This window comes from Phnomibacter sp., assembly GCF_036803085.1.
GTDB lineage: Bacteria > Bacteroidota > Bacteroidia > Chitinophagales > Chitinophagaceae > Phnomibacter.
Map to the genome: position 1 here is coordinate 52,066 of NZ_DAIRUZ010000004.1, position 25,311 is coordinate 77,376.

Annotated in this window: 23 protein-coding genes; 9 read left to right on the forward strand and 14 right to left on the reverse strand. The window is 46.1% G+C overall.

Going from position 1 to position 25,311, the window contains the following annotated elements; translation table 11 throughout:
* Nucleotides 1–90: 90 nt before the first annotated feature.
* The 4 genes from V7Q13_RS09570 to V7Q13_RS09585 all read right to left on the reverse strand — a co-directional run bounded on the left by V7Q13_RS09570 (nt 91) and on the right by V7Q13_RS09585 (nt 5,813).
* Complete coding sequence (locus V7Q13_RS09570) at nt 91–1,272, reverse strand: MFS transporter (protein ID WP_333800458.1); 1,182 nt, start codon at nt 1,270–1,272, stop codon at nt 91–93.
* A gap of 197 nt (nt 1,273–1,469) precedes the next feature.
* Nucleotides 1,470–2,720 carry a DUF819 family protein gene (locus V7Q13_RS09575; RefSeq protein ID WP_333800459.1) on the reverse strand — a complete coding sequence of 417 codons (1,251 nt, stop codon included), beginning with the start codon at nt 2,718–2,720 and terminating at the stop codon, nt 1,470–1,472.
* A 72-nt stretch (nt 2,721–2,792) separates the two neighbouring features.
* Complete coding sequence (locus V7Q13_RS09580) at nt 2,793–5,186, reverse strand: TonB-dependent receptor (protein WP_333800460.1); 2,394 nt, start codon at nt 5,184–5,186, stop codon at nt 2,793–2,795.
* Nucleotides 5,187–5,222: 36 nt separating this feature from the next.
* Complete coding sequence (locus tag V7Q13_RS09585) at nt 5,223–5,813, reverse strand: DUF3347 domain-containing protein (RefSeq protein ID WP_333800461.1); 591 nt, start codon at nt 5,811–5,813, stop codon at nt 5,223–5,225.
* A 95-nt stretch (nt 5,814–5,908) separates the two neighbouring features.
* On the opposite strand from V7Q13_RS09585, the gene V7Q13_RS09590 reads away from it, so the two are divergent.
* Nucleotides 5,909–7,852, forward strand: a complete 1,944-nt coding sequence (locus V7Q13_RS09590) for an ATP-binding cassette domain-containing protein (RefSeq protein WP_333800462.1) — start codon at nt 5,909–5,911, stop codon at nt 7,850–7,852.
* 3 nt (nt 7,853–7,855) lie between these two features.
* On the opposite strand, the gene V7Q13_RS09595 is transcribed toward V7Q13_RS09590, so the two are convergent.
* Nucleotides 7,856–8,515: a M15 family metallopeptidase gene (locus V7Q13_RS09595; protein ID WP_333800463.1), complete on the reverse strand. Its 660-nt coding sequence runs from the start codon at nt 8,513–8,515 to the stop codon at nt 7,856–7,858.
* 244 nt (nt 8,516–8,759) lie between these two features.
* Between V7Q13_RS09595 and V7Q13_RS09600 the strand changes: the two genes are divergently transcribed.
* Together V7Q13_RS09600 and V7Q13_RS09605 are read left to right on the forward strand one after the other, a co-directional pair.
* Nucleotides 8,760–9,212, forward strand: coding sequence for a septal ring lytic transglycosylase RlpA family protein (locus V7Q13_RS09600; RefSeq protein ID WP_333800464.1), 453 nt, complete (start codon nt 8,760–8,762; stop codon nt 9,210–9,212).
* A gap of 150 nt (nt 9,213–9,362) precedes the next feature.
* Nucleotides 9,363–10,706 (forward strand): OmpA family protein, encoded by a 1,344-nt coding sequence (locus tag V7Q13_RS09605; protein WP_333800465.1) that lies wholly within the window; start codon nt 9,363–9,365, stop codon nt 10,704–10,706.
* Between the two features lie 51 nt (nt 10,707–10,757).
* Here V7Q13_RS09605 and V7Q13_RS09610 read toward each other — a convergent pair whose 3' ends face one another.
* Nucleotides 10,758–11,429 carry an SOS response-associated peptidase gene (locus V7Q13_RS09610; RefSeq protein WP_333800466.1) on the reverse strand — a complete coding sequence of 224 codons (672 nt, stop codon included), beginning with the start codon at nt 11,427–11,429 and terminating at the stop codon, nt 10,758–10,760.
* 137 nt (nt 11,430–11,566) lie between these two features.
* Between V7Q13_RS09610 and V7Q13_RS09615 the strand changes: the two genes are divergently transcribed.
* The 4 genes from V7Q13_RS09615 to V7Q13_RS09630 are packed head-to-tail and all read left to right on the forward strand — an operon-like array spanning nt 11,567 to nt 14,731.
* Complete coding sequence (locus tag V7Q13_RS09615) at nt 11,567–12,157, forward strand: LemA family protein (protein WP_333800467.1); 591 nt, start codon at nt 11,567–11,569, stop codon at nt 12,155–12,157.
* Nucleotides 12,158–12,166: 9 nt separating this feature from the next.
* Nucleotides 12,167–12,634 carry a TPM domain-containing protein gene (locus V7Q13_RS09620; protein WP_333800468.1) on the forward strand — a complete coding sequence of 156 codons (468 nt, stop codon included), beginning with the start codon at nt 12,167–12,169 and terminating at the stop codon, nt 12,632–12,634.
* A gap of 30 nt (nt 12,635–12,664) precedes the next feature.
* Entirely contained in the window at nt 12,665–13,444 is a 780-nt protein-coding gene (locus V7Q13_RS09625; protein WP_333800469.1) for a TPM domain-containing protein, read from the forward strand.
* A 51-nt stretch (nt 13,445–13,495) separates the two neighbouring features.
* On the forward strand, nt 13,496–14,731 hold the full coding sequence (locus V7Q13_RS09630; RefSeq protein WP_333800470.1) for a sialidase family protein: 1,236 nt from the start codon (nt 13,496–13,498) through the stop codon (nt 14,729–14,731).
* On the opposite strand, the gene V7Q13_RS09635 is transcribed toward V7Q13_RS09630, so the two are convergent.
* Together V7Q13_RS09635 and V7Q13_RS09640 are read right to left on the reverse strand one after the other, a co-directional pair.
* Entirely contained in the window at nt 14,720–15,127 is a 408-nt protein-coding gene (locus tag V7Q13_RS09635) for an acyl-CoA thioesterase (protein WP_333800471.1), read from the reverse strand. The two genes, V7Q13_RS09630 and V7Q13_RS09635, sit on opposite strands and share 12 nt — an antisense overlap.
* 40 nt (nt 15,128–15,167) lie before the next feature.
* On the reverse strand, nt 15,168–17,687 hold the full coding sequence (locus tag V7Q13_RS09640) for a M1 family metallopeptidase (protein WP_333800472.1): 2,520 nt from the start codon (nt 17,685–17,687) through the stop codon (nt 15,168–15,170).
* Nucleotides 17,688–17,806: 119 nt separating this feature from the next.
* On the opposite strand from V7Q13_RS09640, the gene V7Q13_RS09645 reads away from it, so the two are divergent.
* Entirely contained in the window at nt 17,807–19,273 is a 1,467-nt protein-coding gene (locus V7Q13_RS09645) for a hypothetical protein (protein WP_333800473.1), read from the forward strand.
* Between the two features lie 5 nt (nt 19,274–19,278).
* On the forward strand, nt 19,279–20,010 hold the full coding sequence (truA, locus tag V7Q13_RS09650) for a tRNA pseudouridine(38-40) synthase TruA (RefSeq protein WP_333800474.1): 732 nt from the start codon (nt 19,279–19,281) through the stop codon (nt 20,008–20,010).
* 15 nt (nt 20,011–20,025) lie between these two features.
* Here the strand turns inward: truA and V7Q13_RS09655 are convergent, their stop codons facing one another.
* From V7Q13_RS09655 to V7Q13_RS09680, 6 genes are all read right to left on the reverse strand, one after another.
* Entirely contained in the window at nt 20,026–20,754 is a 729-nt protein-coding gene (locus tag V7Q13_RS09655; RefSeq protein ID WP_333800475.1) for an RluA family pseudouridine synthase, read from the reverse strand.
* 92 nt (nt 20,755–20,846) lie between these two features.
* Nucleotides 20,847–22,049 (reverse strand): NAD(P)/FAD-dependent oxidoreductase, encoded by a 1,203-nt coding sequence (locus tag V7Q13_RS09660; RefSeq protein ID WP_333800476.1) that lies wholly within the window; start codon nt 22,047–22,049, stop codon nt 20,847–20,849.
* Nucleotides 22,050–22,326: 277 nt separating this feature from the next.
* Nucleotides 22,327–22,839, reverse strand: coding sequence for a DUF6691 family protein (locus V7Q13_RS09665; protein ID WP_333800477.1), 513 nt, complete (start codon nt 22,837–22,839; stop codon nt 22,327–22,329).
* Between the two features lie 33 nt (nt 22,840–22,872).
* Nucleotides 22,873–23,436 (reverse strand): YeeE/YedE family protein, encoded by a 564-nt coding sequence (locus V7Q13_RS09670; protein WP_333800478.1) that lies wholly within the window; start codon nt 23,434–23,436, stop codon nt 22,873–22,875.
* A 50-nt stretch (nt 23,437–23,486) separates the two neighbouring features.
* Nucleotides 23,487–24,950 (reverse strand): hypothetical protein, encoded by a 1,464-nt coding sequence (locus tag V7Q13_RS09675; RefSeq protein WP_333800479.1) that lies wholly within the window; start codon nt 24,948–24,950, stop codon nt 23,487–23,489.
* Complete coding sequence (locus tag V7Q13_RS09680) at nt 24,913–25,311, reverse strand: rhodanese-like domain-containing protein (RefSeq protein WP_333800480.1); 399 nt, start codon at nt 25,309–25,311, stop codon at nt 24,913–24,915. The genes V7Q13_RS09675 and V7Q13_RS09680 overlap by 38 nt, the downstream gene beginning before the upstream one ends.

The window sequence follows — 25,311 nt, forward strand, 5'->3', positions numbered from 1 at the left end:
GTTGATTGGTTGATTAGTTAACTGGTTAATTTGAGATTAGGGAAAGAGATTCATTCTTGATAAAAACGCTTCTGATGTGGAGGCGTTTTTTTATGCAGTTATTCTTTTACGCAGTGCTATTAAACCGAGCAACGGCCCAATGGCCAGTAGCATGTACACAAATGGCAGTGGTAATTTACCCGAAAAAAAGTGAATACATTGAATGCTCACAATGGTGATGGCAAAGCCGATGCTGTTGACAATGGTGAGTGCCGAACCTTTTGATTGTGCTGGTGCATGCTTTGCTACCAGTGATGAAAACAACGGCGAATCAGCAATCACAAACAAGCCCCATAACCATAGAAAAATCAGTAATGCAATTGTTGAAGGTTGTTGCAACAGCAGCGGAGAAACTAAGCAGCAGCAACAGGAAAGTAACAATGCCTTGCGGGCAATGTTGGCAGTGCCAAATGATTGAGATAAGTATCCTGCCACTACACAAGCCAATCCGCCAGAAGCAATAATCACAAATGCTAACAGCGGTATATCTATCTTGCTTTGCGGATGAGTGCTGTTGTAATACTGCAACATCACTGGTACAAAAGCCCAAAATGCATACAGCTCCCACATATGGCCAAAATAGCCGAGTGCTGCCTGCCGGAAATGCGGTTGGCGAAAGCCTGCTGCAAAAGCACCGAACGAAAATTGTTGCGGCTTACTGCGGTGCGGTCCATCGGGTACCAACAGCCACATGCCTACTCCGCCAATGATGGCAAGGGTAGTGGTACAATACAATACATATCGCCATGGAACGCCTTGCAACATGTTGCTAAGTAAATGCGGAAAAGCTGTGCCCACAACTAATGCACCCACCAAAAAGCCCAACGATTTTCCCAAGCCCTGCTGAAAATAATCGGCAGCTATTTTCATGCCTACAGGATAAATGCCTGCGAGAAAAAAGCCGGTGAAAAATCGAAACAACAATACATGCATGGGGTGCAAATCTGTAATGCTCATGCCTAAGTTGAACATTCCTGCACATACTGCACTCAGCATAAAAACTGTGGAGGGCGAAAAGCGGTCGGCAATAGCCAGTATGGCAAACAGCAATGTACCCGTAATGAAACCCAATTGTACACTGCTGGTAAGGTGTGCTACAAAATCAGCATCGAGGTGTAGCTCTTGGCTAAGGGGGCGCATCACTGCATTGCCTGCAAACCATAAGGATGTACAGAGAAATTGTGCCAGCACAATCACTGGCAAAATGTATTTCGGTGGCTCTTGTACAGTCATGGACAATGCTGACCTCTGAACGATAAATATTTCTTACTGCCGATGCAAACACAGGATAAACATGGTGGTGTAAACTAAAGGCTGAAAAAGAATAATACTGCTAAAAAAACACAGATAAAAATTGACTTAGGCGGGCTGTTAGTTGGTCATAAAATCAATGGTTCTATAATCATTCGCCGCCATTGTATATTGAGAAATTATCCGCCAACAATCCACTTCATCATCAATCCGCTGAGGTAGGCGCCGTAGGTGCCGAGGGCATAACCCAATACTGCCAGTAACACGCCTACCGGTGCAAGTGATGGTGCAAAAGCCGAAGCCACAATAGGAGCACTGGCAGCCCCACCAACATTGGCCTGGCTACCTACTGCCACAAAGAAGAAAGGTGCTTTTATCAGTTTTGCCACCACCAGCATAATCAGTACGTGAAAAGCCATCCACAGTATTCCCACGCCAAACAGTAATGGGTTGTCGAAAATAGCCAGCACATCCATTTTCATGCCTACGCTAGCTACCAGCACATATAACAATAGTGTGCCCACTTTTGATGCTCCCACACCTTCCAGGTTTTTGGCTGAAGTAAGCGACAGTAACAAGCCTCCGGTAGTAGCCAGTACAATAATCCAGAAATAAACAGAGGTTAAGCTAAACTCTTCTAAGAAAGGCGCATGCTCTTTTATAGCGGGTGCAATCCAGTCGGCCAGCAAATGGCTCAATCCCATTACCCCAAAACCAATAGCACAAATAATCATCAGATTGCCTGTGCTGGGGATTTTTGCATTGTTGGATTGATAGTTGGCCAGTTTTGTTTGTAGTGCAGTAATGGCACTGGCATCTGCTTTGAGTTTAGCGTCCAGCTTTTTTGAAATACCAGCACCGTACAATAAAAATGCCATCCAGATATTCGCCACAATCACATCCATAGTTATCATGGCGCTGAATAATTTATCGCTGGCTCCAAACACTTCTTTCATAGCCGTTTGGTTGGCACTGCCCCCAATCCAACTACCTGCTATGGTGCTTAATCCTCGCCATACCGCATCGGGGCCTTCACCTCCAACCGTTTCTGGAGATACAACACTAAAAACTGCTACCGCAAGTGGCCCGCCCAATACAATACCTACAGTGCCGGCTAAAAACATAATCAATGCTTTGCCGCCTAATCTTTTTAAAGCAGGAAAATCAATGCTGATGGTGAGTAGTACCAGACTCACAGGCAAAATATACCGGCTGATAATGGGGTATAACTTGCTTTCTTCGCCATCAATCAAACCAAAGCTGTTATACAACGATGGAATGAAATAGCAAAGCAATACGCTGGGTACTACCTTATAAAATTTCTGCCAAAAAGCGTTGTTAGATGAAGAGGTATAAAACACTAAACCAAGGGTGCTCATAAGCAAACCCAATACCACGGCATCGTTTTGAATGAGGGCGATATACTGCATGCAGCATAATTACTGGTTTTGCCGGTAATGACCAATTTTCAAGTTTTTATCAAGCCTTCAATCAGCCAATCATCAGAACTTAAAATTCCAGGTAACACTGGGTATGATGGGAAACAACGATACCTGGTAGGCTTTTACCTGTTGAGTACCTTGCTGCGGGTCGCCTTCCTGATCGAAGTAAATAAAGTAGGGGTTGAGCCTGCTGTACAAATTGTAAATGCTGAAGACCCAGTTGCTCTTAAACTTCTTCTGGCTGTTGGGTTTGGGCGTATACGTAGCACTCACATCGGCCCGATGGTAAGAAGGTAACCTGTATGCATTGATGCGACTGAATTCTTGTGTGAGAATACCGCCCACTACATAAAACCTTTCGGGAAAAGTGGCCGCATTGCCGGTGCCATACACAAACACGCCGCCAATTTTCCATTTGGGGTTGAGGTTGTAGTTGAGCACCACACTCATATCGTGGCGGCGGTCATATTTTGCCGGATATTTTATACCTGCATTCAGGCTATCAAATTGCCGCCATGTCCAGCTAAGGGTGTAGCCCACCCAACCGGTAAGACGGCCGCGGGTTTTGTTCACAAACAATTCTACGCCGTAGCTCCATCCTTTACCAAATGTAAAATCTTCTTCCGGGTCGTTGAGTGATGGGGTAAATCCTTCCTTGTATTCAATTTGATTCAACATGTTTTTATAATATACTTCTATCGAAGTTTCAAACATGTTGTTCTTGAAATTCTGGAAATAGCCCGCAGCATATTGCCAGCCGTCTTGCGGCCGAACACGGTAGGTGCTGGGCACCCACAAATCGGTTGGCAGGGTAGTGCCGCTGTTTGTAGCCAGGTGTATGTATTGCAGGTTGCGGGTTACCGCTGCTTTAATGCTGCTATTGGCACCCGTGGTATAACGCAGCGTAAAACGAGGCTCTAATCCACCATAGTTTTTCACTGTTTTTCCTTTGCCAAAAAAGGTACTGTCAAGTGGGTTGCCCTGCGCATCTTTATTATACAAAAAGTACGGGCCAACCTGATTGAAGCCGCTCAAACGCATGCCGGCACCGAGTTTCAGCTTGCTGGTTACTTCCCAGTCGTCTTGTATGTAAAAGGCATATTCACGGGCAAATTTTTTGCCTGTATTATCGGGGTTGAACACGGTAGCCCCTTGGCTGCCACTTACCTGGTTGGGTAAAAAAGTATGGTACGTGTATTGTGCGCCAAACTTCACTTTGTGTTCGGGCAATGGATAATAATCGAAATCAATTTTTGCATTCAGGTCTTGTATGCCGCTGCTTAGTGTAATACGGAAATCATTTTGCAGGGCATCAAATTTGAATTTGTAATCGTTGTACACCAGTGTAGTGTTGGCAAAAATCTTTTTGCTGAAAATGTGGTTCCAACGAACGGTAGCCGTACTGTTTCCCCAGGGAATATCGGTATTGAAAGCCCTCTCCTTATTGCGGAATGTAAATACATCTCTGCCGAAATAACCACTCAAATACAAACGGTCTTTTGCCCCCAGCCGAAAGTTCATTTTGGTATTAAGGTCGTAGAAATAATAACCGCTGCCATACAGGTTGGCATCCTTGCTGATGAATGGTTTTACCAATGCATCAATATAAGTCCGTCTGCCTGCTACAATAAAAGATGACTTACCTTTTTCTATAGGGCCTTGTGCAGAAAAGCGGGAAGCAATATTGCCCACGCCACCTTCAAATTCATACTCCCGGTTGTTGCCATCCTTCATAGTTACATCTACCACGCTGCTCAGCCTGCCACCATATTGCGCCGGCATGCCTCCTTTTATAAGACTTACGTTTTTGATGGCATCACCATTAAAAATGGAAAAGAAACCAAACAGGTGACCGGTGTTGTACACTACAGCATCATCCAGCACAATCAGGTTTTGATCGGCACCACCACCACGTACATAGAATCCGGCATTGCCTTCGCCGGCATTGCGAACGCCGGGCAGTAGTTGCAAGGCTTTCAGCACATCTACCTCACCCAAAAAAGCGGGGATTTGTTTAATGCGTTCAATACTCAAATCAACTTTACCCATTTGGGCTGTTTGCACGTTGTTCTCTTTTTTTCGGCCCACCACCGTTACCTGAGTATTGGCATACGAGGCAGGCACCAGTAAAATGTCTTGCTGCACATCTTTGCTGCTGTTGATGGGAAAGCTTTTGGGTTCGTAGCCTACAAATGAAGCTTGTAGCTCGGTAGCCCCGGCGGTAATGGTCAGCGAATAAAAGCCATATGCGTTGCTCGATACGCCACGGCTGGCTCCTTTCAGGTAAATATTGGCCCCCTGCAGGCTTTCGCCCGTCAGCGAGTCTTTCACAAATCCACTAATGGTAATGCGCTGCGCCTTTCCAAAAACGCTGAGGCTTACAAAGAAGGTAATCAGTAAGAATCGGTATGTGCAAAGCTGGCAATTGGCCAGCCAGTAAAGCTTATTTTTCATGGTGTGGGTACATAACAGCAAAAAGCCCGCTGCTGTTTACTGTACAAAATTTACAGAGTCGCGGTTTTCACCACAGTCCAGCATGTCGTCGCCAAAATAGGGGTTGCGAATGGCGGGTTGCTGGCTCAGCCAGTTGGCACCGGCATTGTCGAAAGCCATGGGGCAATGCTGCTGATACACTTTGCCGCCTTTGTATTGTACGGTGCGGAGCATATCAAAAAACTGATCGCTGATGGTTTGCAACGAACGGTATTTTTTTGTCCAGTCGCTGCTGGCGGCAATGGCTGTTGCTTCTGTGGCAATGCCCTGCTGAATGCCCGCTGCCAATGCAATCAGTTGGCTGTCGGCCTTCAGCTCCTGCATGGCTATGGCTTGCATACTGGCGGCAAATGAGCCTGCCCGTAGGTTTACTGCACCGCTGTCTTTTTGTACAAATGCTTCTGTAAGCTGATAGTATTCGCCCAATGCCCGCTGCACCGATACCGAAAATGAATCGGACACGGCACTTACCTGCAAAGGCGCAGGCGCTGTTGTAGCTTCATCATCGCTATGGCGAAAACCAAAATAATAGGTGAGTCCGCCACCAATAATAACTAGCGCCAACAACATCAATATCTTACGAGGCATGTTCAAATGTTTGTACAAATGTAATTGTAAGCCGCCTTGGGCAAGCGTTGGTTTTTGCCCACGGCCCGCTATTGGCCAACCCTTACTTTTGCGCCATGCTCGCAGGTTTTAATAATGTCACTTTTGAATTTGGCGCCAGGGTTATTGTTTCGGATGCTACCTGGCATATACAGCCCAACGAACGTATTGGATTGATTGGCTACAACGGCACCGGTAAATCTACTTTGCTGCGCTTGCTGGTGGGCGAATACACCTGCTCGGCAGGTACGGTAGAAAGAGGAAAGAATGTGCAGATTGGTTTTTTGCACCAGGATTTGCTGAGTACCGAAATTGAAAAGCCGGTGCTTGAAGTAGCGATGGATGCTTTTACAGAAGCCCGCCGTCTGGAAGCCGAACTCAAGCAACTGGAAAAGCAACTGGAGACCGATCATAGCAATGAAGACCTGCTGCACAAGTATGCCGATATGCTGCACGACTTTGAACTGGCAGGCGGCTATACCATGCAGCACCAAAGCGAAGAGGTACTGCACGGCCTGGGTTTTGAAACCGACCAGTTTGAAAAACCATTCAATCAGTTTAGCGGTGGCTGGCGGATGCGGGTGTTGCTGGCCAAGCTCATTTTGCAAAAGCCCGAAATTCTGTTGCTCGACGAACCGACCAACCACCTTGACCTGCCCAGTATTGAATGGCTGGAAAAATACCTGCAGCATTACCCCGGCAGCGTGGTCATTGTAAGCCACGACAAATACTTTATGAACCGCATGGTAAATAAAGTAGTGGAGCTATACCAGCAGCAACTGCACATGTACACAGGCAATTTCGATTTTTATGAAAAAGAAAAAGCCGAACGCATTGCCCAGCAAAAAAGAGCTTTCGAAAATCAGCAGGATTACATACGCCAGCAGGAACGTTTTATAGAACGCTTTAAAGCCAAGGCCAGCAAGGCCGCACAGGCACAAAGTGTGGCCAAGCGCCTCGATAAACTCGACCGAATAGAAGATGTAGAAATAGAACGCCCCAACATTCGCATCAACTTTATGGTGGGTCAGCAGCCCGGCCGCACCATTTGTACCCTCAAGCATGTGAGCAAGGCTTATGGCGATGTAGAAATTTTGCGTAATACCAGTGCCGAAATTTTCAGGGGCGATAAAGTAGCCCTGATTGGTGCCAACGGCAAGGGTAAATCTACCTTGCTGCGCATCATAGCCGGTACCGAAAAAATTGAAGGGGAACGCATTTGGGGCCACAATGTGCAGGAGGCTTTTTATGCCCAGCACCAGCTGGAATCGCTGAATGTAAACCACACCGTGCTGGAAGAAATGACGACCAGCCGTGCCGGCAAAACTGAACTGGAATACCGGGCACTCTTGGGTTGTTTTCTTTTTAGCGGCGATGATACCGATAAAAAAATCAAGGTATTGAGCGGGGGCGAAAAAGCCAGGGTAGCTTTGGCCAAAACCATTGTGAGCAAGGCCAACTTTCTGATGCTCGATGAACCGACCAACCACCTGGACATGCACAGCGTGGAGCTGCTCATTGAAGCCCTCAATAAATACGAAGGCAGCCTTATCATCGTTAGCCACGACCGTTATTTTATTTCCCGAACGGCCAATGTGTTTTGGGAAATCATCAACCACGAAATCCGTGAGTTCAGGGGTAGCTACGAGGAATATTTAGAGTGGAAAGAAAAGTTGCTGCAACAGGAAGCGGCTGCCAAACAAGAGCAGCTGGCACCAGAACCCGTAGTTGTAAAAGCCGCACAGCCCAAGCCACAACCGGTAAACCGGGAGCTGCAAAAAGAATATCAGAAGCAGCACAAAGCATTTGAAAAGCAAGAGCAACAGCTGCAGCAGCTCCAGGCAAAAATGCAGGAGGTGGAAGGGCGCATGGCTGACCCGGCAGTGTACGCCGACAAGCAACAATTTTTGCAGGCCGAAAAAGAGTATAGCACGGTAAAGCAACAGCTCGATACCGCTCAACAGCAATACGAAAAAGCTTTTGAAGCCCTGATGGAACTGGAAGAGCAGTTGAAAGGTTGATGATTACTGTAGCTTCTTAAATGTGCTAAATGAAACATCCATCAACGGATACCGTTTGGGCTCGGGCAGGTAAAAATGCCACCATTCGGTGGGCAGGGCCACAAACCCGAAATGCTCCATCACTTGCTTCAGTGTAGCCCGGTTGGCCAATACCTCGGCTGGCAGTTGCTGGTAATTGTGGTGGGCTTTCTCAGTAAAATCATCAAAACCAGTAGGCATGGGCAGTGTGTCGCCCGTTGTTAAATTGTACAAACCCAGGTCCACAGCAATACCGCGGTTGTGGCCGCTGCCATTGGCCGGGTTGGCGGCATAGCGGTCATCGGGCACTATTTTCCACATTTTTAGCGTAGCGGCATAGGGGCGGTAGCCATCGTACACCAGCAGGCCCAGCCCGCGTTTGGCCAGTGAGTCGGCTACCATTTTAAGTGGTTCGGCAGCGGCTTTGCGCAAAAAAACACCCGGCTCTTTGTACAATATCTGGCTGGTAAAGTTGTTGGTTGTGGTGTAGCGCTGGTCTGTTTTCAGGTGCGGAATAAACCCTTCCAATGAGACCATTTGCAATTGTGGGTTGCTGTCGTATTGCAGTTTCAGGTGGTTTGCCCGTAGGGTAAGGGGGAGATGATACGGGTTTCTGCGGCCCGAGCAGCCCCAAATACACGCCATAAGGCTAAAAAAAACTACTCCGGCCACAAGCCAATTGGTCATTTTTCGTGTCATATTGACGGAAATTCTGTTAAAAAACTGCTCCTTCCAAGGCCTATCTTTCCCCAAGGGTTGTCTAAAAGGGGGTAAAAGGTTTTCTTTGCACCCGAAACCGAAATAACCACACCTCCTTTCCGTTACCTGTAGGCATTATTGATATTATACAGTAATCCGCACTTTTTTAACCCAAACCCATTCTTACATCATGCAGTTGAAAAAATCATACATCAGGCAAAATGCAATACTGGCGCCACTCATGTTGGTGTTGCTGGTAATGTTTAGCCTGTCTTTGTATGCTACTAAAACCGAAAATAAAACGGCTTCGAAAGAAACCGAAGAGGTAAAAGTAGCTACAGGTACCGCCAGCTGGTACGGGCCAAACTTTCATGGCCGTAAAACGGCCACCGGCGATAAATACGACATGCACGGGCTTACATGTGCCAGCAACCGCTACCCCTTGGGTACCTGGCTGCGGGTAACGAATATCAAAACTGGTAAATCAGTGATTGTGCGTGTAAATGATCGTATGCACCCCAAAATGAAACGCATTATTGACCTTAGTAAAGGTGCCGCCAAAGAGCTGGGCATGGTAACTGCCGGCGTAGCTCAGGTTAAAGTAGAAGACCTCGGCAGGTCTTTGCCTGTAGCCTCATTGTAATACATCATTAAAATATTCATCCAAAGTGCCACTCCAAAAAGGGTGGCACTTTTGCTTTTGCCAACAAATTGATGGTAAACAGATTATGGATAAAATTTTTATAGCTGTTACTAATTCAAACCTACTTTTGTCGCACATAAATTTCCCCTTATGAGAAAACTAAGCCTTTCACTGCTGGCTTTAATGACCGTTGGTATTGCAACAGCCCAGCAAAAGGACGATGAAAAGAAGCCGGCAACCATTGCCATCCATTTTGGATTACAGGACTTTGTTACTCCGCAACGTATTCGATCATCATCGTTGCAAAGCGTTTTATCAAACAAAAGATGGGCAAAATTCAGGGAGCAGGATCCTACGTTTGGTATTTCTTACCTGAAAGGTCTAAGCCCACATTTTGATGTGTCTGCAAATTACTTTCTCGGCTGGGTTGATTATCCATTTCGCGATGCTACCCCGAGAACAGTGGCTAAGAAAGCACTCCACGAAATGGATGCCAGCCTGCATATGAAATTATTGACTGACAGGCACACACTAGTACCTTATTTGTCAGCTGGTATTGGCGGTTCTGCATATGGAGGCGGTCGTTTCGATGCATTTCTTCCATTGGGAGCTGGCCTTCAGTTAAAACTTGCACCCGGTACCTTTTTAATGACCAACTTCCAATATAGAGTACCTGTTACAGAAAGAGGTAATTTCCATTTTCTTACCACTATGGGTCTTGCCGTAAATATCGGCAAGCCTAAAGCTGCCGCTCCTGTAGTTGTAGCACCTCCGCCTCCACCACCTGCACCACCTGCACCGGTTGATACCGATGGTGATGGTGTAGCAGACAATGTAGACAAATGCCCTACAGTAAAGGGTTTGGCTAAATACCAGGGCTGCCCCATTCCTGATACCGACAAAGACGGCATTAATGATGAAGAAGACAAGTGCCCAAGTGTAGCTGGTATTGCCCGCTATCAGGGTTGCCCCATTCCCGATACCGACAAGGATGGCATCAACGATGAAGAAGACAAGTGCCCAAGCGTACCCGGTATTGCCCGTTATCAGGGTTGCCCTATACCTGATACCGATGCTGATGGTGTAAATGATGAAGAGGACAAATGCCCAACCGTTGCGGGTATTGTAGCCAACTACGGTTGCCCCGAAATCAAGTTTACTCCAGAAAACATCACTTTTGGTACTGGTTCTGCCACCCTTACTGCAAAAGGTGTAAAGGAATTGAAAGAAAATGTGTTGCCTGCCATTAAAGCTATTGGCAGCAACCCCATTCAAATTCAAGGCCATACCGATAACACTGGCAGTGCTAAAACCAACATGAGCCTGAGCAAACGCCGTGCTGATGCAGTAAAAGCCTGGTTGGTGAAAAATGGCATTCCTGCTACGCAACTGACAACAGCCGGTTTTGGTGCCGATCAACCCATAGCCGACAATAAAACCAACGCCGGTCGTTTGAAGAACCGCCGCGTAGATTTTAAGTTGGTAAAAGACTAAGACTTAACTGTTAGAATACCAAAGGCACTTCCATCGGGAGTGCCTTTGTAGTTATAGTAAGCTGGGCATTGGTGTAATCACATCCGGATGATCGTAGCCAGCCCTGTTGAGGAGTGGGTATATTGGATAACGCTGCACTAATCCTTTAGGGGCAGGTAGCAAAAGATGGAGCAATTCATCTGTTGAGCTTTCATTGCTCAGCCAAGCTGTAGCAGACTTTTGGGTAAGCAGCACCGGCATGCGATGATGAATGGGTGCAATGTCGGCATTGGCCGGACAGGTAATGATGGAAAAAGTTTGCAGGCCATTTTGCCAGGTATCCCACAAGCCTGCCATTAGCATCAGCTCATTGTCGGGCAAATGAAAGCGGTAGGGTTGACGGGCCGATTTAGCATCGATACCTACCTTCCATTCGTAGTAGCCATCTGCCAAAACCAAGCACCGCTTGTACTTGAAAATATTGAAGAACGAAGGTTTTTCTCTGATGCTTTCACTTCGGGTGTTAATCATTTTACTACCCACCTGCATATCTTTTGCCCACTTTGGCACCAGCCCCCACCGCATGTATTGAATAATGCCCGGAAACTCATTGGTAATAACCGGCATGGGTTGAGTGGGAGCGGCATTGTAGCGGGCCTGCCAGTTTTCCCACTCTACTGCAGTTGCTTGCAGCCTTTCTTCTACTTTTTCTTTTGGGGTAAACAAAGAATATCTGCCACACATGAATTATCTTTTTTTAGCAGGCGGTTCATCACATCATGTATAACTGCCGATTGTAAATCTACACGCCGACTGGCATAAAATTTCCGCATAGCACCGTTGGCAATCAATATCTTTATTCTCTTAAAAACAGATTACCCATGAAATCGAAAAATCTTTCACTCATTGTTATTCTCGGTGCGTTGCTGGTATTTGGCGGCTGCGCCTGTAGCGGTTACAACGGTTTAATAACGCAAGATGAAAACGTGAAGAAAGCATGGAACAACGTACAAAGTGATTATCAGCGCCGTGCCGACCTTATTCCGAATTTGGTGAACACCGTGAAAGGTGCTGCCAACTTTGAGCAGGAAACACTCACCAAGCTGATGGAAGCCCGTGCAAAAGCAACTTCTGTAAATGTAAATGCCGATGATTTGACGCCCGAAAAACTGGCTCAGTTTCAAGCGGCACAAACACAAATTTCATCTGGTATAGGCCGCTTGCTGGCTGTGGTAGAAAACTACCCCGACCTGAAAGCCAATCAAAATTTCCGCGACTTACAGGCACAGCTCGAAGGCACTGAAAACCGCATTAAAGTTGCCCGCAACGATTTCAACGCAGCGGTGCAGGAGTACAATGTGAAGGCCCGCAAGTTTCCGATGAATATTTTGGCCAACATGTTTGGTTTTGCAGTAAAAGAAGGCTTTAAAGCAGACCCAGGCAGCGAACGTGCCCCCGATGTAAAATTCTAAATTCATTCTGTGGCATTCTTCCGTCGTTTCTCTTCTTCTGCAGCCCGGTACATTTCGCACAGCGATAATGAACGCATCGTTGATGCCATTAGAGCAGCCGAAACACGTACCAGTGGCGAAGTGCGGGTATTTTTTGAATCCCGTTGCCGTTTCGTCAACCCCATCGACCGGGCTGCAGAAGTTTTTTTCGGTTTGCAAATGGACCATACCCATCACCGAAATGGCGTGTTGGTGTATGTAGCGTTTAAAGACCGTCAGTTTGCCATTTTTGCCGATGAAGGTATTTTCCGTGAAATGGGCACTGATTACTGGAATGCAGAGGCCGGCAAAATGCTGTCCAGCTTTGCTAAAAACGATTATGTTGAAGGAATCATTACCGTTATACACGACATTGGCGAAGCACTGCAATCCCATTTTCCTTACGACCAGAAAGGCGATAAAAACGAACTGCCCGATGATATTGTGTTTGGTAAATAATCATCAGGCAAACCTTTGGCTACTTTCATCATGAGATACTTTTTTTCCATTGTACTGATTTGCTGCATGGGCTTGTTACATGCTCAGCCCATCCCTCCGGTGCCCAACCCGCCACGGCTGGTGAATGACCTGACGGGTAAAGTGCTGCAGCCCGATCAGATAGCGCACCTGGAACAAAAACTGGTGGCTTATGATGATTCTACATCTGTGCAAGTAGCCGTGGTGATTGTAAACTCACTCGGTGGCTACGAACCGGTAGACTTTGCTACCGAGCTTGGCCGCCAATGGAAAGTGGGCAATAAAAAAACGAATAACGGGGTTGTATTGCTGATTAGTGTAGAAGAAGGCAACCGTAAAGTTTTCATTGCGCCTGGCTACGGTTTGGAAGGGGCTCTGCCTGATATTACCTGCAAGCAAATTGTAGAAAACGAAATCATCCCCAACTTTAAGCAAGACAATTACTATCGGGGTATTGATGAGGCTACAGATGCTATTATAAAAGCTACCAAAGGCGAATACAAAGCCCCTGCCGGCTACAAGAAAAAAGGCAAGGGTGGCGGTAGCAGTGCTGTCGTTTTCGTCATCATTTTCATTGTAGTCATTTTTATACTCAGCTCACGTGGCGGTGGCGGTGGTGGCATGGCCAGCCGTCGTGGCTACCACGATGGCATTCCTCCTATTTTCTGGTTCCCGGGTGGCGGCGGCGGTGGTCGCTCCGGCGGCGGTGGCTGGAGTGGCGGCGGCGGCGGTGGCTTCGGCGGTTTTGGTGGTGGCAGCTTTGGTGGCGGTGGCGCCGGTGGTAGTTGGTAACAACTGCATGCAGGCTGTTCGTATCTTTCGCCTCCATTGATACGTTCATAAATGAAACTTTTTTACACTATTTTCTTTGCCATATTTCTTTTTGCAACAGCATGCCAGCGGCCCACTGTTAAGTTGGCTGATGAAGTAACGTACATTACATTGCTGCAAACTGACAGTGGTAAGTACCAAACCCCTTCGTTGGTAAAAAGTGCCGATGGCACTGTGTACCTGAGCTATCAATGGCAACAGGGCGATAGTGCAGCCTTACATTTTTCTTCTTTACAAAACAATGGATGGACTACACCTGCGCTGATTGCAGCAGGCAAATATTGGTTTGTCAATTGGGCCGATTACCCCACCTTGGCCTTGGCCGATAGTGGCCGCATGTTGGCCAGCTATCTGGTAAAAAGTGATACCGGAAAATTTACCTACGATATTCATTTGGCCAGCAGTGCCGATGCAGGCAAAAACTGGCATCATGCAGGTTTGCTGCATGATGATGGCATACATGCCGAGCATGGATTTGTGAGTTTACTGCCTTATCAAAAAGGTTTTTTTGCTTGCTGGCTCGATGGCCGCAATGCAACTGCCGGCCACGAAATGCCGGCTGCTCATGAAGGGCATGCAGGTGCTATGAGTTTGCGGGCTGCTACGCTTGGCTTTGATGGCCATGTGCAACAAGAGTGGGAACTGGACAGCCGCACTTGTGATTGTTGCCAAACCACGGCTGCCATTACCAATGATGGACCTGTAGTTATCTACCGCGACAGATCAGAGAGGGAAGTACGTGACATGAGTGTGGTACAATGGATGAACAACAACTGGTCTGAACCTAAAAACGTGTTGCAGCAAAATTGGGTAATGCCCGGATGCCCGGTAAATGGGCCACGCATGGTAGCCAACGGTCAACGGATTGCTGCCGTTTTGTTTTCATCGCCTAACGATTCATCAAATGTGCAGGTTGTTTTTTCAGCAGATGCTGGCAAAACATTTACCAAGGGCATTCGTATAGATGAGGGAAACACGATAGGTAGAGTAGATATCGATTGGATAAATGAAAACACCGTTGTGGTAAGCTGGATGGACAATGAAAAGTTGCAGCTTCGTACAGTGAGTACTTCTGGCGAAATGAGTGCCGTAAAAACTGTAGCAGTTACTTCTGGCAAAAGAGCCGGCGGTTTTCCGCAGCTTTGTTACAGCAATGGTTTTGTGTACCTCGCATGGACGGATGTAGAAACACAGCGAATCAAAACAGCCCGCATTGCAGTGCATCGTTCTTATTCATTACAACCCTAAGCTGCGCAGGAGTTCATCGGGTATAATCGTGCCTCTTTGTGTAGCGGGGTCTACCAGTATCCAAGTGGTTTTAACCTGGGCAATGGTTTTGCCGGTTTCGTTGTGCTGAAACACTACAATGCGGTCGCTGGCTTTGCCATTGGCTGAGTACACCCATGTATAAGCTATGATAGCATCGTCGATAGTGCAGGGCCGTAAATAATCTATTTCGTGACGACGGACCACCCACCAATATTGTTGTCTTTGCGCTGGAGTGGTCAGCGTATCCCAATGTGCGGTCGCTACATCCTGCACCCATCGCAAATACACGGTATTGTTGACGTGATTCAATATGTCAATATCTGCTTTATTGACATGAATAGGTACCTGAAAGGCATGTAAAGGAATAGTAAACATGTAGCAAAATTGGCCATAATCTTTTGTATTGAAAAGCAGGTTATAGTCCAGCTTTCTCTTGCAGGTATTTCAGCTGATCTTTCAGCACATTGTTATCCGGGTCTACTAATAACGCTGTTTGTCTTTGCGCAATCATCCACCGCAAGGTGGCAGCAATATTTGTTTGTAAGCCCATGTAATCAATACGCAACATTTTATATGCTTCAATAGCGGAGCCAGTTGCTTTTTTGAAATCGTTGAGGTTTTTTAGCTGGTTGGCAAAGTACAGCATCCCATTGGTACTCATGAGCCTGTCAAACATCGGTAGCTTGCGGTAATCGGCCAGCACTGTTGTAAAATCGGATACATCTTTTTTCAGGTACTCAATTATTTTCAGCGATGCTTCCAGTCTTCCCTTTGCATCTTTTTCTACTTGTGGTGCAAGTGCTATGGCTTTAGAGGCATTTTTGCGGGCCAAACTTTCTAGTGCAGCACCAGCTACACTATAGCTGCTATCAGTAAGGGCCTTCACAAATAGGTTTTCGTGGTCTGCCTGTGTACTCATGCTCAGCACATCTATGGCCAATGCTCTTGTAGGCAAATCGGGTTCTGATACTACCATTTTCTCTATCAGTGCATGTGCTGTTGCAAGTACAGGCATGCTTCCTCTTTTCATGAGACGCAACAAAGCTTTGCGTGTACCAGCGTATGGGTCTTGCAGCAGCTTTTCAGCAATAGCTGCGTAAGCAGGTTCTGCTTTCCAGTTTTTAGCCAAAAAGTTCAATGCTTCCGTTTTATCCAAATGGTTTTTGCCAAGTGTACTTTGGGCAATCCACATGGCATCATCCTGATTGTTGTCTTTCTCCCAAAGCATTAGCTTTTGCGGGTCAACATTCACCCACACTGGCTTTGTGCTGTATGCAATACGGATGGTATCTACGGCTTGTTTGCCAATCCAAAAAGTAGCACGTTCTGCTTCGTTATTGTTGTTGTAAACATCTATCTCTACAGGGAAATAAAACAGCTTGTCTTTTTGCTTTTGTTCTACAATTACGTTGAGCTGATTGGCCGAATCGATGAACTGATAATGAATGCCCACTTTGGGATGCCCGTTGCCGAAAAACCACTGATCGAAAAACCAGTTGAGGTCTTTGCCACTCACTTCTTCCATGGCCAGGCGCAGCTGATGCGCTTCTGCATTTTTAAATTTGTTGGTAGTGAGGTACACATTCAGGCCTTTGAAAAATGCACTATCGCCCAGGTATTGACGCAGCATGTTCAAAATGCGACCACCTTTCTGATAGCTAACTCCATCAAACATATCTTCTTTATCGGCGTATTGAAAGCGAACCAAATGCTTGCTGCTGTTTGTTGGCTGAGCCAGATAGCTTTCCATCGCTTCCTGGTTGTATTCCAATGCACGGTCTTTGCCATAGCGATGTTCCATCCATAAGTATTCGCTGTAATCAGCAAGGCTTTCATTTACGGTGAGGTTGCTCCAGCTTTCGGCAGTTACAAGGTTGCCAAACCATTGGTGAAACAACTCATGTGCTACTACAATTTCCCAGCTATTGCCATCTTTTAATTGTCTAGCATTTTGATATGCTCCGGCACCGTGCAAGGTGGATGTTGTATTTTCCATTGCACCACTCACATAGTCTTGTCCTACCATTTGCGCATACTTAGCCCATGGATATTCTACACCCAGCAACTGGCTGAAAAACTGCATCATAGCTGGTGTTTCACCAAAGATGCCCTTTGCCACGGACGCATATTTAGGCTCTACATAATAATCTACAGCCAGGTTTTTATACTTGTCTTTAATAATGGCAAAATCGCCTACACCCATAAAAAATAAATAGGGCGAATGGGGCAAATCCATCTTCCAGGTATCGCTTCTTGTACCGTCATTATTTTTAATTTGTTTTACCAGTAAGCCATTGCTCAGCGTTACAAATTTTGCTGGCACGGTCATGGTAATTTCCTGTGTGGTTTTTTGATTTGTTTTGTCAATCGTTGGGCACCACACACTGGTAGCTTCCGTTTCGCCCTGTGTCCAAATTTGAATGGGCTTTGTACTGTCTTTGCCAACGGGGTTGATGAAATACAAACCCTTGGCATCAGTAATAGCCAGGCTGCCTTTTACTTTTACTTCATTGGGCCTTGCCGTGTATTCTATGTAAATGTTTACTTGTTCATTACGCTTGTATGCTTTATCAAGTGTAATGTGTAGCTGCAAACTATCGGGGTAGCTGTACTGGAGTGGCAGCATATTGTTGCCTTTTACCAACGCCACTTTATGGATGAACATGCCTTTTGCATCTAACTGTAGCATGGCCGACGGATAAAAGTGCGGTTGCAGGGTGAGCCACGCCTTGCCGGGCATGCGTTGTTTTTCATAATCAAACCGAACGTCGAGCCGGGTATGTTGCAGGTTCCAAATTTTTTCGGGTGTTGCTCTGTAGTTAGGCTGTGCCGAAATTGGCACAATAGCCACAGTTTTGTTATTGGTGCCGGCTTGTTGTGCCCGGCCGCTTATGCTGGCTGCAAGCAGCAGTCCGCATATGGCAAGTTTGAACATGGACAAGAAATTGTGGCGCAAAAATACCCTTGGCCACTACGTATAATTGTTAATATTTATCCGCATTCAACCCACAAAAGGGCCGAATTATTGTAGGTTTGCTTTACCACTTTAGAACAATGAAAACATTGAAACGCTACCTGTTGATTGCATGTTTGCTTACCAGCACTTTACCTGCGCTGGCACAGCAAAAGCATTTTGTATATCTGCAAACAGAAGACCTGACGCCATTTTACATTCAAATGAATGGAAAAACGGTGTCGTCAACAGCTGCAGGTTATCTGCTGTTGGGCAAGTTGACTGATAGCATCTACATGGTAAAGTTGGGTGTGCTGGGCAGCGGCGATGTGCAGGAATATGGCATACGTGTGCAGGGCCGCGATGCAGGATACGTTATTAAAAAAAGTGCAGAAACAGGTTGGAGTATCACAGACATTAATACCAATGCCATGCAAATGAGCATGGAATGGAGTGCTGCAATTGCAGCAGAAAATGCCCGTAAAAAAGCGATGGAAGAAGCCGAGCTGCAGCGCATAAAAGATAACACGGCCAATGCCCGGCAAGCTGCACACGATGCTACGCTTGCTTTGGAAAAGCAACGCAAAGAAGATAGCATACAAGTCGCAGATGATGCGGCTGCTGCACAAAAAGCAGTTGCAGCAACAAATACTGTACAAACCATTTCAAACCCGCCAGCAGTAGTAGTGCCCACTACACCAGTACCACAAAAACCAACAGAAGAAAAGCCGATTGTTGTAGCAGAAAAAAAAGCACTCAATTCTGCAGATAGTCTGGCACAGGTAATTGCACAAAAAGAAAAAGAGTTGAAAGATTTGCAGGCTGCATTGCAAGCTGCAAATGAGGCTAAAGCACCCCCCCCTGCTGCCAATAATGTAGTAGAGAAGCCTGTAGCAAAAGCCACCGTAGCAACACCAGTAACCAACAACCAAACGACAGAAAAAAAGCCGGCCATGCTCGATATGGAATTTTCCATGAAAGCAGATTCGGGTGCGGCGCCAAAAGTTTTGCCTGAAGTAAAAGATACTGCGGAAGTGGCGGTTGTTGCTGTAGATACAATAGCAGCAGCCAAAGTAGAACCCGTAGCAAAACCTGCTTTGGATACACTAACTAAAGTTGCAGTTGTGACAGAACAGGCAGCGAAGGACTCTGTAGCGAAACCAGTTTTGGTTGAACCTGATGTTCCAAAAGAAAAAATAGTGGCAAATGCACCTGCACCTGCTCCAACAGCGGATAGCGTTGTGGCTGCCAGTCCAACTGTTGTAAAGCGTACTCCTTGTGTTGAAATTCTTTCCCGAAGTGATGTAGAAGCGGCCATGGCTGCCAATGGAAAGCTGAGCAACGCTGATGAAATAGCTACAGCGTATGCCACTTTATTCAAAGACAAATGTGTAACCACCACGAATCTCAAAAAGATTTGTAACAGCCTGGCCAGTGATGTAAGCCGTTACAAAGTGCTCGAAGCTGCATATCCCTACACGGTAGATTATTATGCATTTGGCGAGTTAGCAGGGCTGATAAAAGACAATTATTACAGTAGCAAATTCAAATCGCTGATTCAGCAGTAATGCCCATGCGTTATTTTTTCGAAGTAGCGTATAAAGGCACGAACTACGCCGGTTTTCAGGTGCAGGATAATGCGCCAACCATTCAGTGGGCTTTAGAAAAAGTGTTGCGTACCTTTTACAAACAGCCCATTGATTTAACTGGTTCATCCCGCACTGATGCAGGGGTACATGCGCTGCAAAATTATTTTCAGGCAGATATAGTGGAGCCGTTGTTTCAAGAGGCACATGTGTACAACCTTAATGCCATGCTGCCGCCCGACATTGTACTGAAACGCATTGTTCAAGTTCCCGACGATTTGCATTGTCGTTTTCATGCGACGCATCGGGTGTATCATTATTTTATTTATCAGCAAAAAAATCCATTTCTCAACGATAGGGCATGGTTTTATCCCTACCCGGTTGATTTGGATGTGCTGAATAACGCAGCTGCATTGCTGATGACGTATGAAGACTTTACCAGCTTCAGCAAACGCAATACACAAACCAAAACCATGAATTGCCGCCTGAGCGAAAGCCGCTGGGAACAAACGGCAGAAGGCTACCGCTACACGGTAAAAGGCAATCGCTTTTTGCGGGGCATGGTGCGTGGGCTGGTAGGCACTATGTTGCAGGCTGGCCGTGGCAAAATTTCACTGGCTGAATTCGAGGCCATCATTCAGGCCAAAGATTGCACCAAGGCAGACTTTACAACGCCGGCACATGGCCTGTTTTTGGTAGAGGTTGGCCTGTCCGTCTGATGGCTTTCGAAAGTTTTATTTGCCGTGTTTTTCCAGTTGGTTCAGCAGGGCCCGCATGTCTTTAAACAGCGGCGCTTCCAGCGAAACAGCAGTGCCATCTACATCGGTAAATTGTAGAGTATGTGCATGCAGTCCTAAGCGGTTGAGGATGGGCTGCTCTTCTTCATCATGCTTGCTGAGCTTCACTTTGCGTTTGAAGTCGCTGAGAAAAACACCACGTCCATCGTTGTACAAAGGGTCGGCTACAATGGGATGGCCCATGTATTTGGCATGAACCCGTATCTGGTGGGTACGGCCCGTTTCAATATCAAAAGTCAGCAGGCTGAATTTGCCGAACGACTGCAGCAATGTGTAGTGCGTGATAGCATGTTTACCCTTGGCATGCGTAACCATGGTGCCGTTTTTGGCAGGGTGCTCCGCAATGGCTGCATCTATAGTTCCATTCTCTTTGGCAGGTTTGCCCATTACTATGCCCAAATAGTTTTTGGTGACTTCCCGGTTTTCAAATGCCTGCGACAAATGCTTGTGGGCTATTTCATTTTTGGCAAAAATGATGAGGCCGCTGGTGTCGCGGTCGATGCGGTGTACTACAAAAACCTGTGGGTAGCGGCTTTCGAGCCAGCTGCGAACAGACGGAATTTCGTGTTGGTGACGGTCTTGAATGCTGAGCAGCCCCGATGGTTTGTTGACGGCTACCCAGTTGTCTGTTTCGGCTATAATGCTTGGTTGGTACACGTGTTGCATGCTGCAAAGAAAACTGAATTTGCCGGATGCTGTATCAAAAGCGAAAGGCAGCTTTGCAGCCGCCTTTCAAGAAACACCAAACCAAATCTAACCTATGCTTTGCCTTGCAAAATGCGGTTCCAGTACAGCCAGGGCAGTACAAATTTTTTGAGCAGCCACATGGTCCAGCGTGGCTTGGCCTGGTCGAAGGGGACCGTCATTTTGGGGCGGTTGTTGTAGTCGAATTCTGCCAGCATGAGCTTGCCATACTCCGTAGGAATGGGGCAGGCAGAGTAACCATCGTAACTGCTGGTTGCTTTTTCGCCTTTCATAAATGCAAGAATGTGATCGACCATTACAGGTGCCTGCTTGCGTATGGCTGCACCCGTTCTTGATGCGGGTGCATTACAAGCATCGCCACAGCTAAACACATTAGGATAGCGAACGTGCTGGAAATTATTTTTGTCGACTTCTACCCAACCCAATGGCGATGCAGGGTCGGCCAGCGGACTTGTTTTGACAAAATCGGGAGCACTTTGTGGCGGTACTACATGCAGCATGTGGTAGTGTAACGTTTGCTTATTTATGTTGCCTTGCTCGTCAGTGCTTTCGTAATAGAGTGTTTGCGAAGCAGCATCTATTTTAGTAATGGTTTGTTTGAGGTGAACTTTTACTCCATATTCCTCAATTTTTTCTTCCAGTGTTTTCAAATATTCCGGCACACTGAACATGATGGTGCCGCCCGATACAAAGTGTACATCACATTTATCGAGAATGCCTTTTTTGCGCCAGTAGTCGCAAGCCAGCCACATAATTTTGTGCGGGGCACCACCACATTTTATGGGGGTGGGAGGGTTGGTAAACACCACGGTGCCGCCCTTGAAATTTTCAATCAGCTCCCATGTGTATGGTGCTGTTTTAAAACTGTAATTGCTCGTCACATTGTTTTTACCCAGTGTTTCAGCCAGGCCGTCTATCTTTTTCCAGTCGAGTTGAATACCCGGTACCACAATTAAAATATCGTAAGAATACTGAGCACCACTTGTACAAGTAACTGTGTTGTGTTCCGGGTCGAATGACGCGGCGCCATCTTTAATCCATGTGGCATTTTTAGGTATATAATCTGCTTCGTTTTTTACAGTATCGTTGATGTTGAATGTACCGGCACCCACCAGTGTGTACGCTGGTTGGTAATAATGTTTGTCACTTGGCTCAATAATACCAATATCGAGTTTGCTATTTTTCAGCAGCAATTTACTTGATACAGACAGGCCGGCATTGCCACCTCCGACTACTAAAATCTGATGATGTTTCATACTACATTTCATTTTTGAACAGTAGCCTGTTCAGGTGAAAGATTCGGTTGGTTTTTGGTAGTGCTAAACTATTACTGATTTGCGGCCCTGTGCAGGACTATAGTCACTCTGCGGCGCTTCTTTTACTGACTTTCGTCATGTGAATGCTGCCAAACAATCGCCACACTTTTTTGGACATTTGAAAATGTACTGTTTTCTTTTTTCAACATAACTACGATGCATAAAAAAGCCGCACTTGTGCAGTGCGGCTGTTAAGCAATGAGCATTAATGGTTTTATTAATGTGGCAGTTTTTCTCGGAAGCGGCCATACACCCAAGTGCCGGCAATAGCACTTAGCAATGTTACAATTACTGCTGTGGCACCTGTGCCAATTTGTGCATACAAAGGGCCGGGGCATGCACCAGTAATAGCCCATCCAAGACCAAACATCAGTCCACCATAAATCTGGCCTTTGTTGAAAGTTTTATCTGTGAAAGAAATGGTTTCGCCAGCCAGTGTTTTAATTTTGAATTTCTTGATGATGAAAACACTAATCATACCCACCACAATGGCACTGCCAATTACACCATACATGTGAAAGCTTTCGAGCCGGAACATTTCCTGTATGCGAAACCAGGAAACGATTTCTGCTTTTACAAATACAATACCAAATAAAATACCTATAACGGCATACTTCATATTAGAACTCAAAGGAGCATCTAACTCACTTTTATTTACGCAAACAGCATTTTGCGAACGTACTTCAAAATCGGTATTGCCGATAGGTTGCTGTTGATTATGTTGAGCCATATATTTTTCAGTTTTCAATTGAAGGATAAATGATTAAAGTGCCAGTATATAGGGCAAAATAAGGTGGGTCATAATGAAGCCGCCAATCATAAAACAACAGGTGGCTACTAATGAAGGCCATTGCAAAGTGCTTATACCCATGATAGCGTGGCCCGATGTGCAACCGCCAGCATAGCGGGTACCAAAACCTACCATAAAGCCACCTACAACCATCATAATAATGCCACGAGGCGTAGCCAGTGCTGGCCAGCTAAATAAATCGCTGGGCACAATGTGGCTGGTGTCGGTGATGTTGTATTTGGCCATATCAGCAGCCAAATCGGGATGAATGACGATTGGCTCAGGATTGGCCAATAACTGCGCAGCAATAATGCCACCTACCAACACGCCAAATACAAAAAAGAGATTCCATACTTCTTTCTTCCAATCGTATTGGAAAAATGGAATTTTTGCAGGAATACAAGCAGCACACATGTGGCGCAGCGAAGATGAAATACCGAAACTTTTGTTGCCAATAAGCAGCAATGCAGGTACCGTTAATCCGATAAGCGGGCCAGCCACATACCAGGGCCAGGGCTTTGTGATAAATTCTAACATATTTGGTAATTGATTTGGTTACAGAATTGAATTTTTATTGAAGTTGGTTGCTAAAAATGATAATTCAGCATCAGGTTCAGATTGGTCATGTTTACTTTATTTACTATCCACTTTGTATTGCTGTTGTTGCTCAATCTGTTCCATTTGTAGGCATACAAAAGTTCTCCATACAATCCTTTTAAAAATCCATTGAACTCATGCTGTACACTCAGGTTGAGCTGGCCATAAGATGGCATGCCATACTTGTTGTGTAAATAATCTGTGGGGTGTGGAAGTTGATACAAGCCAATGCCTGCATCAAGCACGGTGCGTACCTTGGGTAGTTTGTAAGTGTTTTTCAGCATCCAGGCAGTTACATCACCTAGGCCTTCATTTCTCTCCCGCTGCAGAAAGGTAAAGAAAGGTTCCCGCCCCCACTCACGGGGCATTAAAAAGCGGCCACCTTTTCCGATACGTGTAAAATTGAGGCTGCTTTGCAAGCGACCTTTTGTAATACCCAGTCTTGCACTGAAAGCGCCAACATTTTGCCCAGGCACAAAGTACGTTTTGCTAACGTCTGCATTGCCGCCATTGTTCACCGCACTTTGGAATGTGTATTGTGCTGCAGCCAGCCAACTGATGGTCTTTTTTTTCCATTCAACATCTGCTTGCAGCAGCGTTGTTTGAAAAATATTTTCTACCAAATGATTGTTCACTTGCATGGAGAGCCATTTGTTTGCATTCCATGCAGCACTGGTGTACAATATGCCTTTGCTATTGAGGTTGTGGTGGTAGTCAGATCGTTGTCCGTTTGTTTGTACCCCCGATGGATAAATGCCCATTGTTTCATCCACATCATACCAGCGAAAAGTGCTTCGGGGGGCAATGCGGTTGAGCCAACCTGCTTCCAGTGTAAGTTGTTTTTGATTTGGTTGCCACACCGTCCACAAGCCACTCACTTCTGTAGGCCTCATCCTGCCATCCTGAGGGTTTATAAAAGCTGTTTTCACAATCTGCTTTCCATAAGTTACGGTTAGTCCTTTGTGGGCGTAGGTTATATTGAGCTCTTCGAGCCGGTCGAGGTTAGCTTTGTTTTCCGGATGTTCAATGTCGAATAAGCCTATTTCGTAGCGGTTTACTGCACCCGTTGCAGCATCTGTTTCAGTTAGATTTGTGCTGGCTACATTTTGAATAAAATAACCACTCAGTGTAACCTGAAAGCCATGAAAGGGCGCTGTTTGATAGCGTATGCCGGCACCAATGGCCAATGCATAGTAGTCTGGCGCTTGGTGCTGGTTAATGGTGGCCATGCTAAACTGACGAATATGCCCACTAAGCAAGCCGCCTTTGAATGCATGCCACAAACTACTGCTATCGAAATCGCTACGGGGTTTAATTTTCCATACAGGATTGGCATACGGTTCGTGTTGGGCAATAGCATTGCCACTCCACAGCCATCCTGCTGTGGTTAGTATAATAACGGTATGTCTAAAAAAATTATTGAATGACTTCACCTTTCCAACCTTGAATGCCATTTTTTAATTGCAATACCTGTTTAAAGCCTGCTGCTTTCATCAGGCTGGCAGCTTTGTCTGACCGCTTGGCACTACGGCAGTAGAGCAAGTAGGTTTTATTGCTATCGAGTGTGGGCAATGCCTGCTGAAATGCGCCAGCGTTAAAATCATACAATACCGCATTGGGTAAATGCCCCGCAGCATATTCTTCTGGTGTGCGTACATCTAACAGCACAATGCCTGGCTGCTGCATTTGTTTTTGAAAAGCATTGCTGCGCAGCATTTTATTGCCGGCAGAGCTTGTAACGGCACAGCCTGCCAACAAAAGGAAAACAGGCAACGCCCAGAACCAATTTGTTTTTTTATGCTGAAGTACACCCAT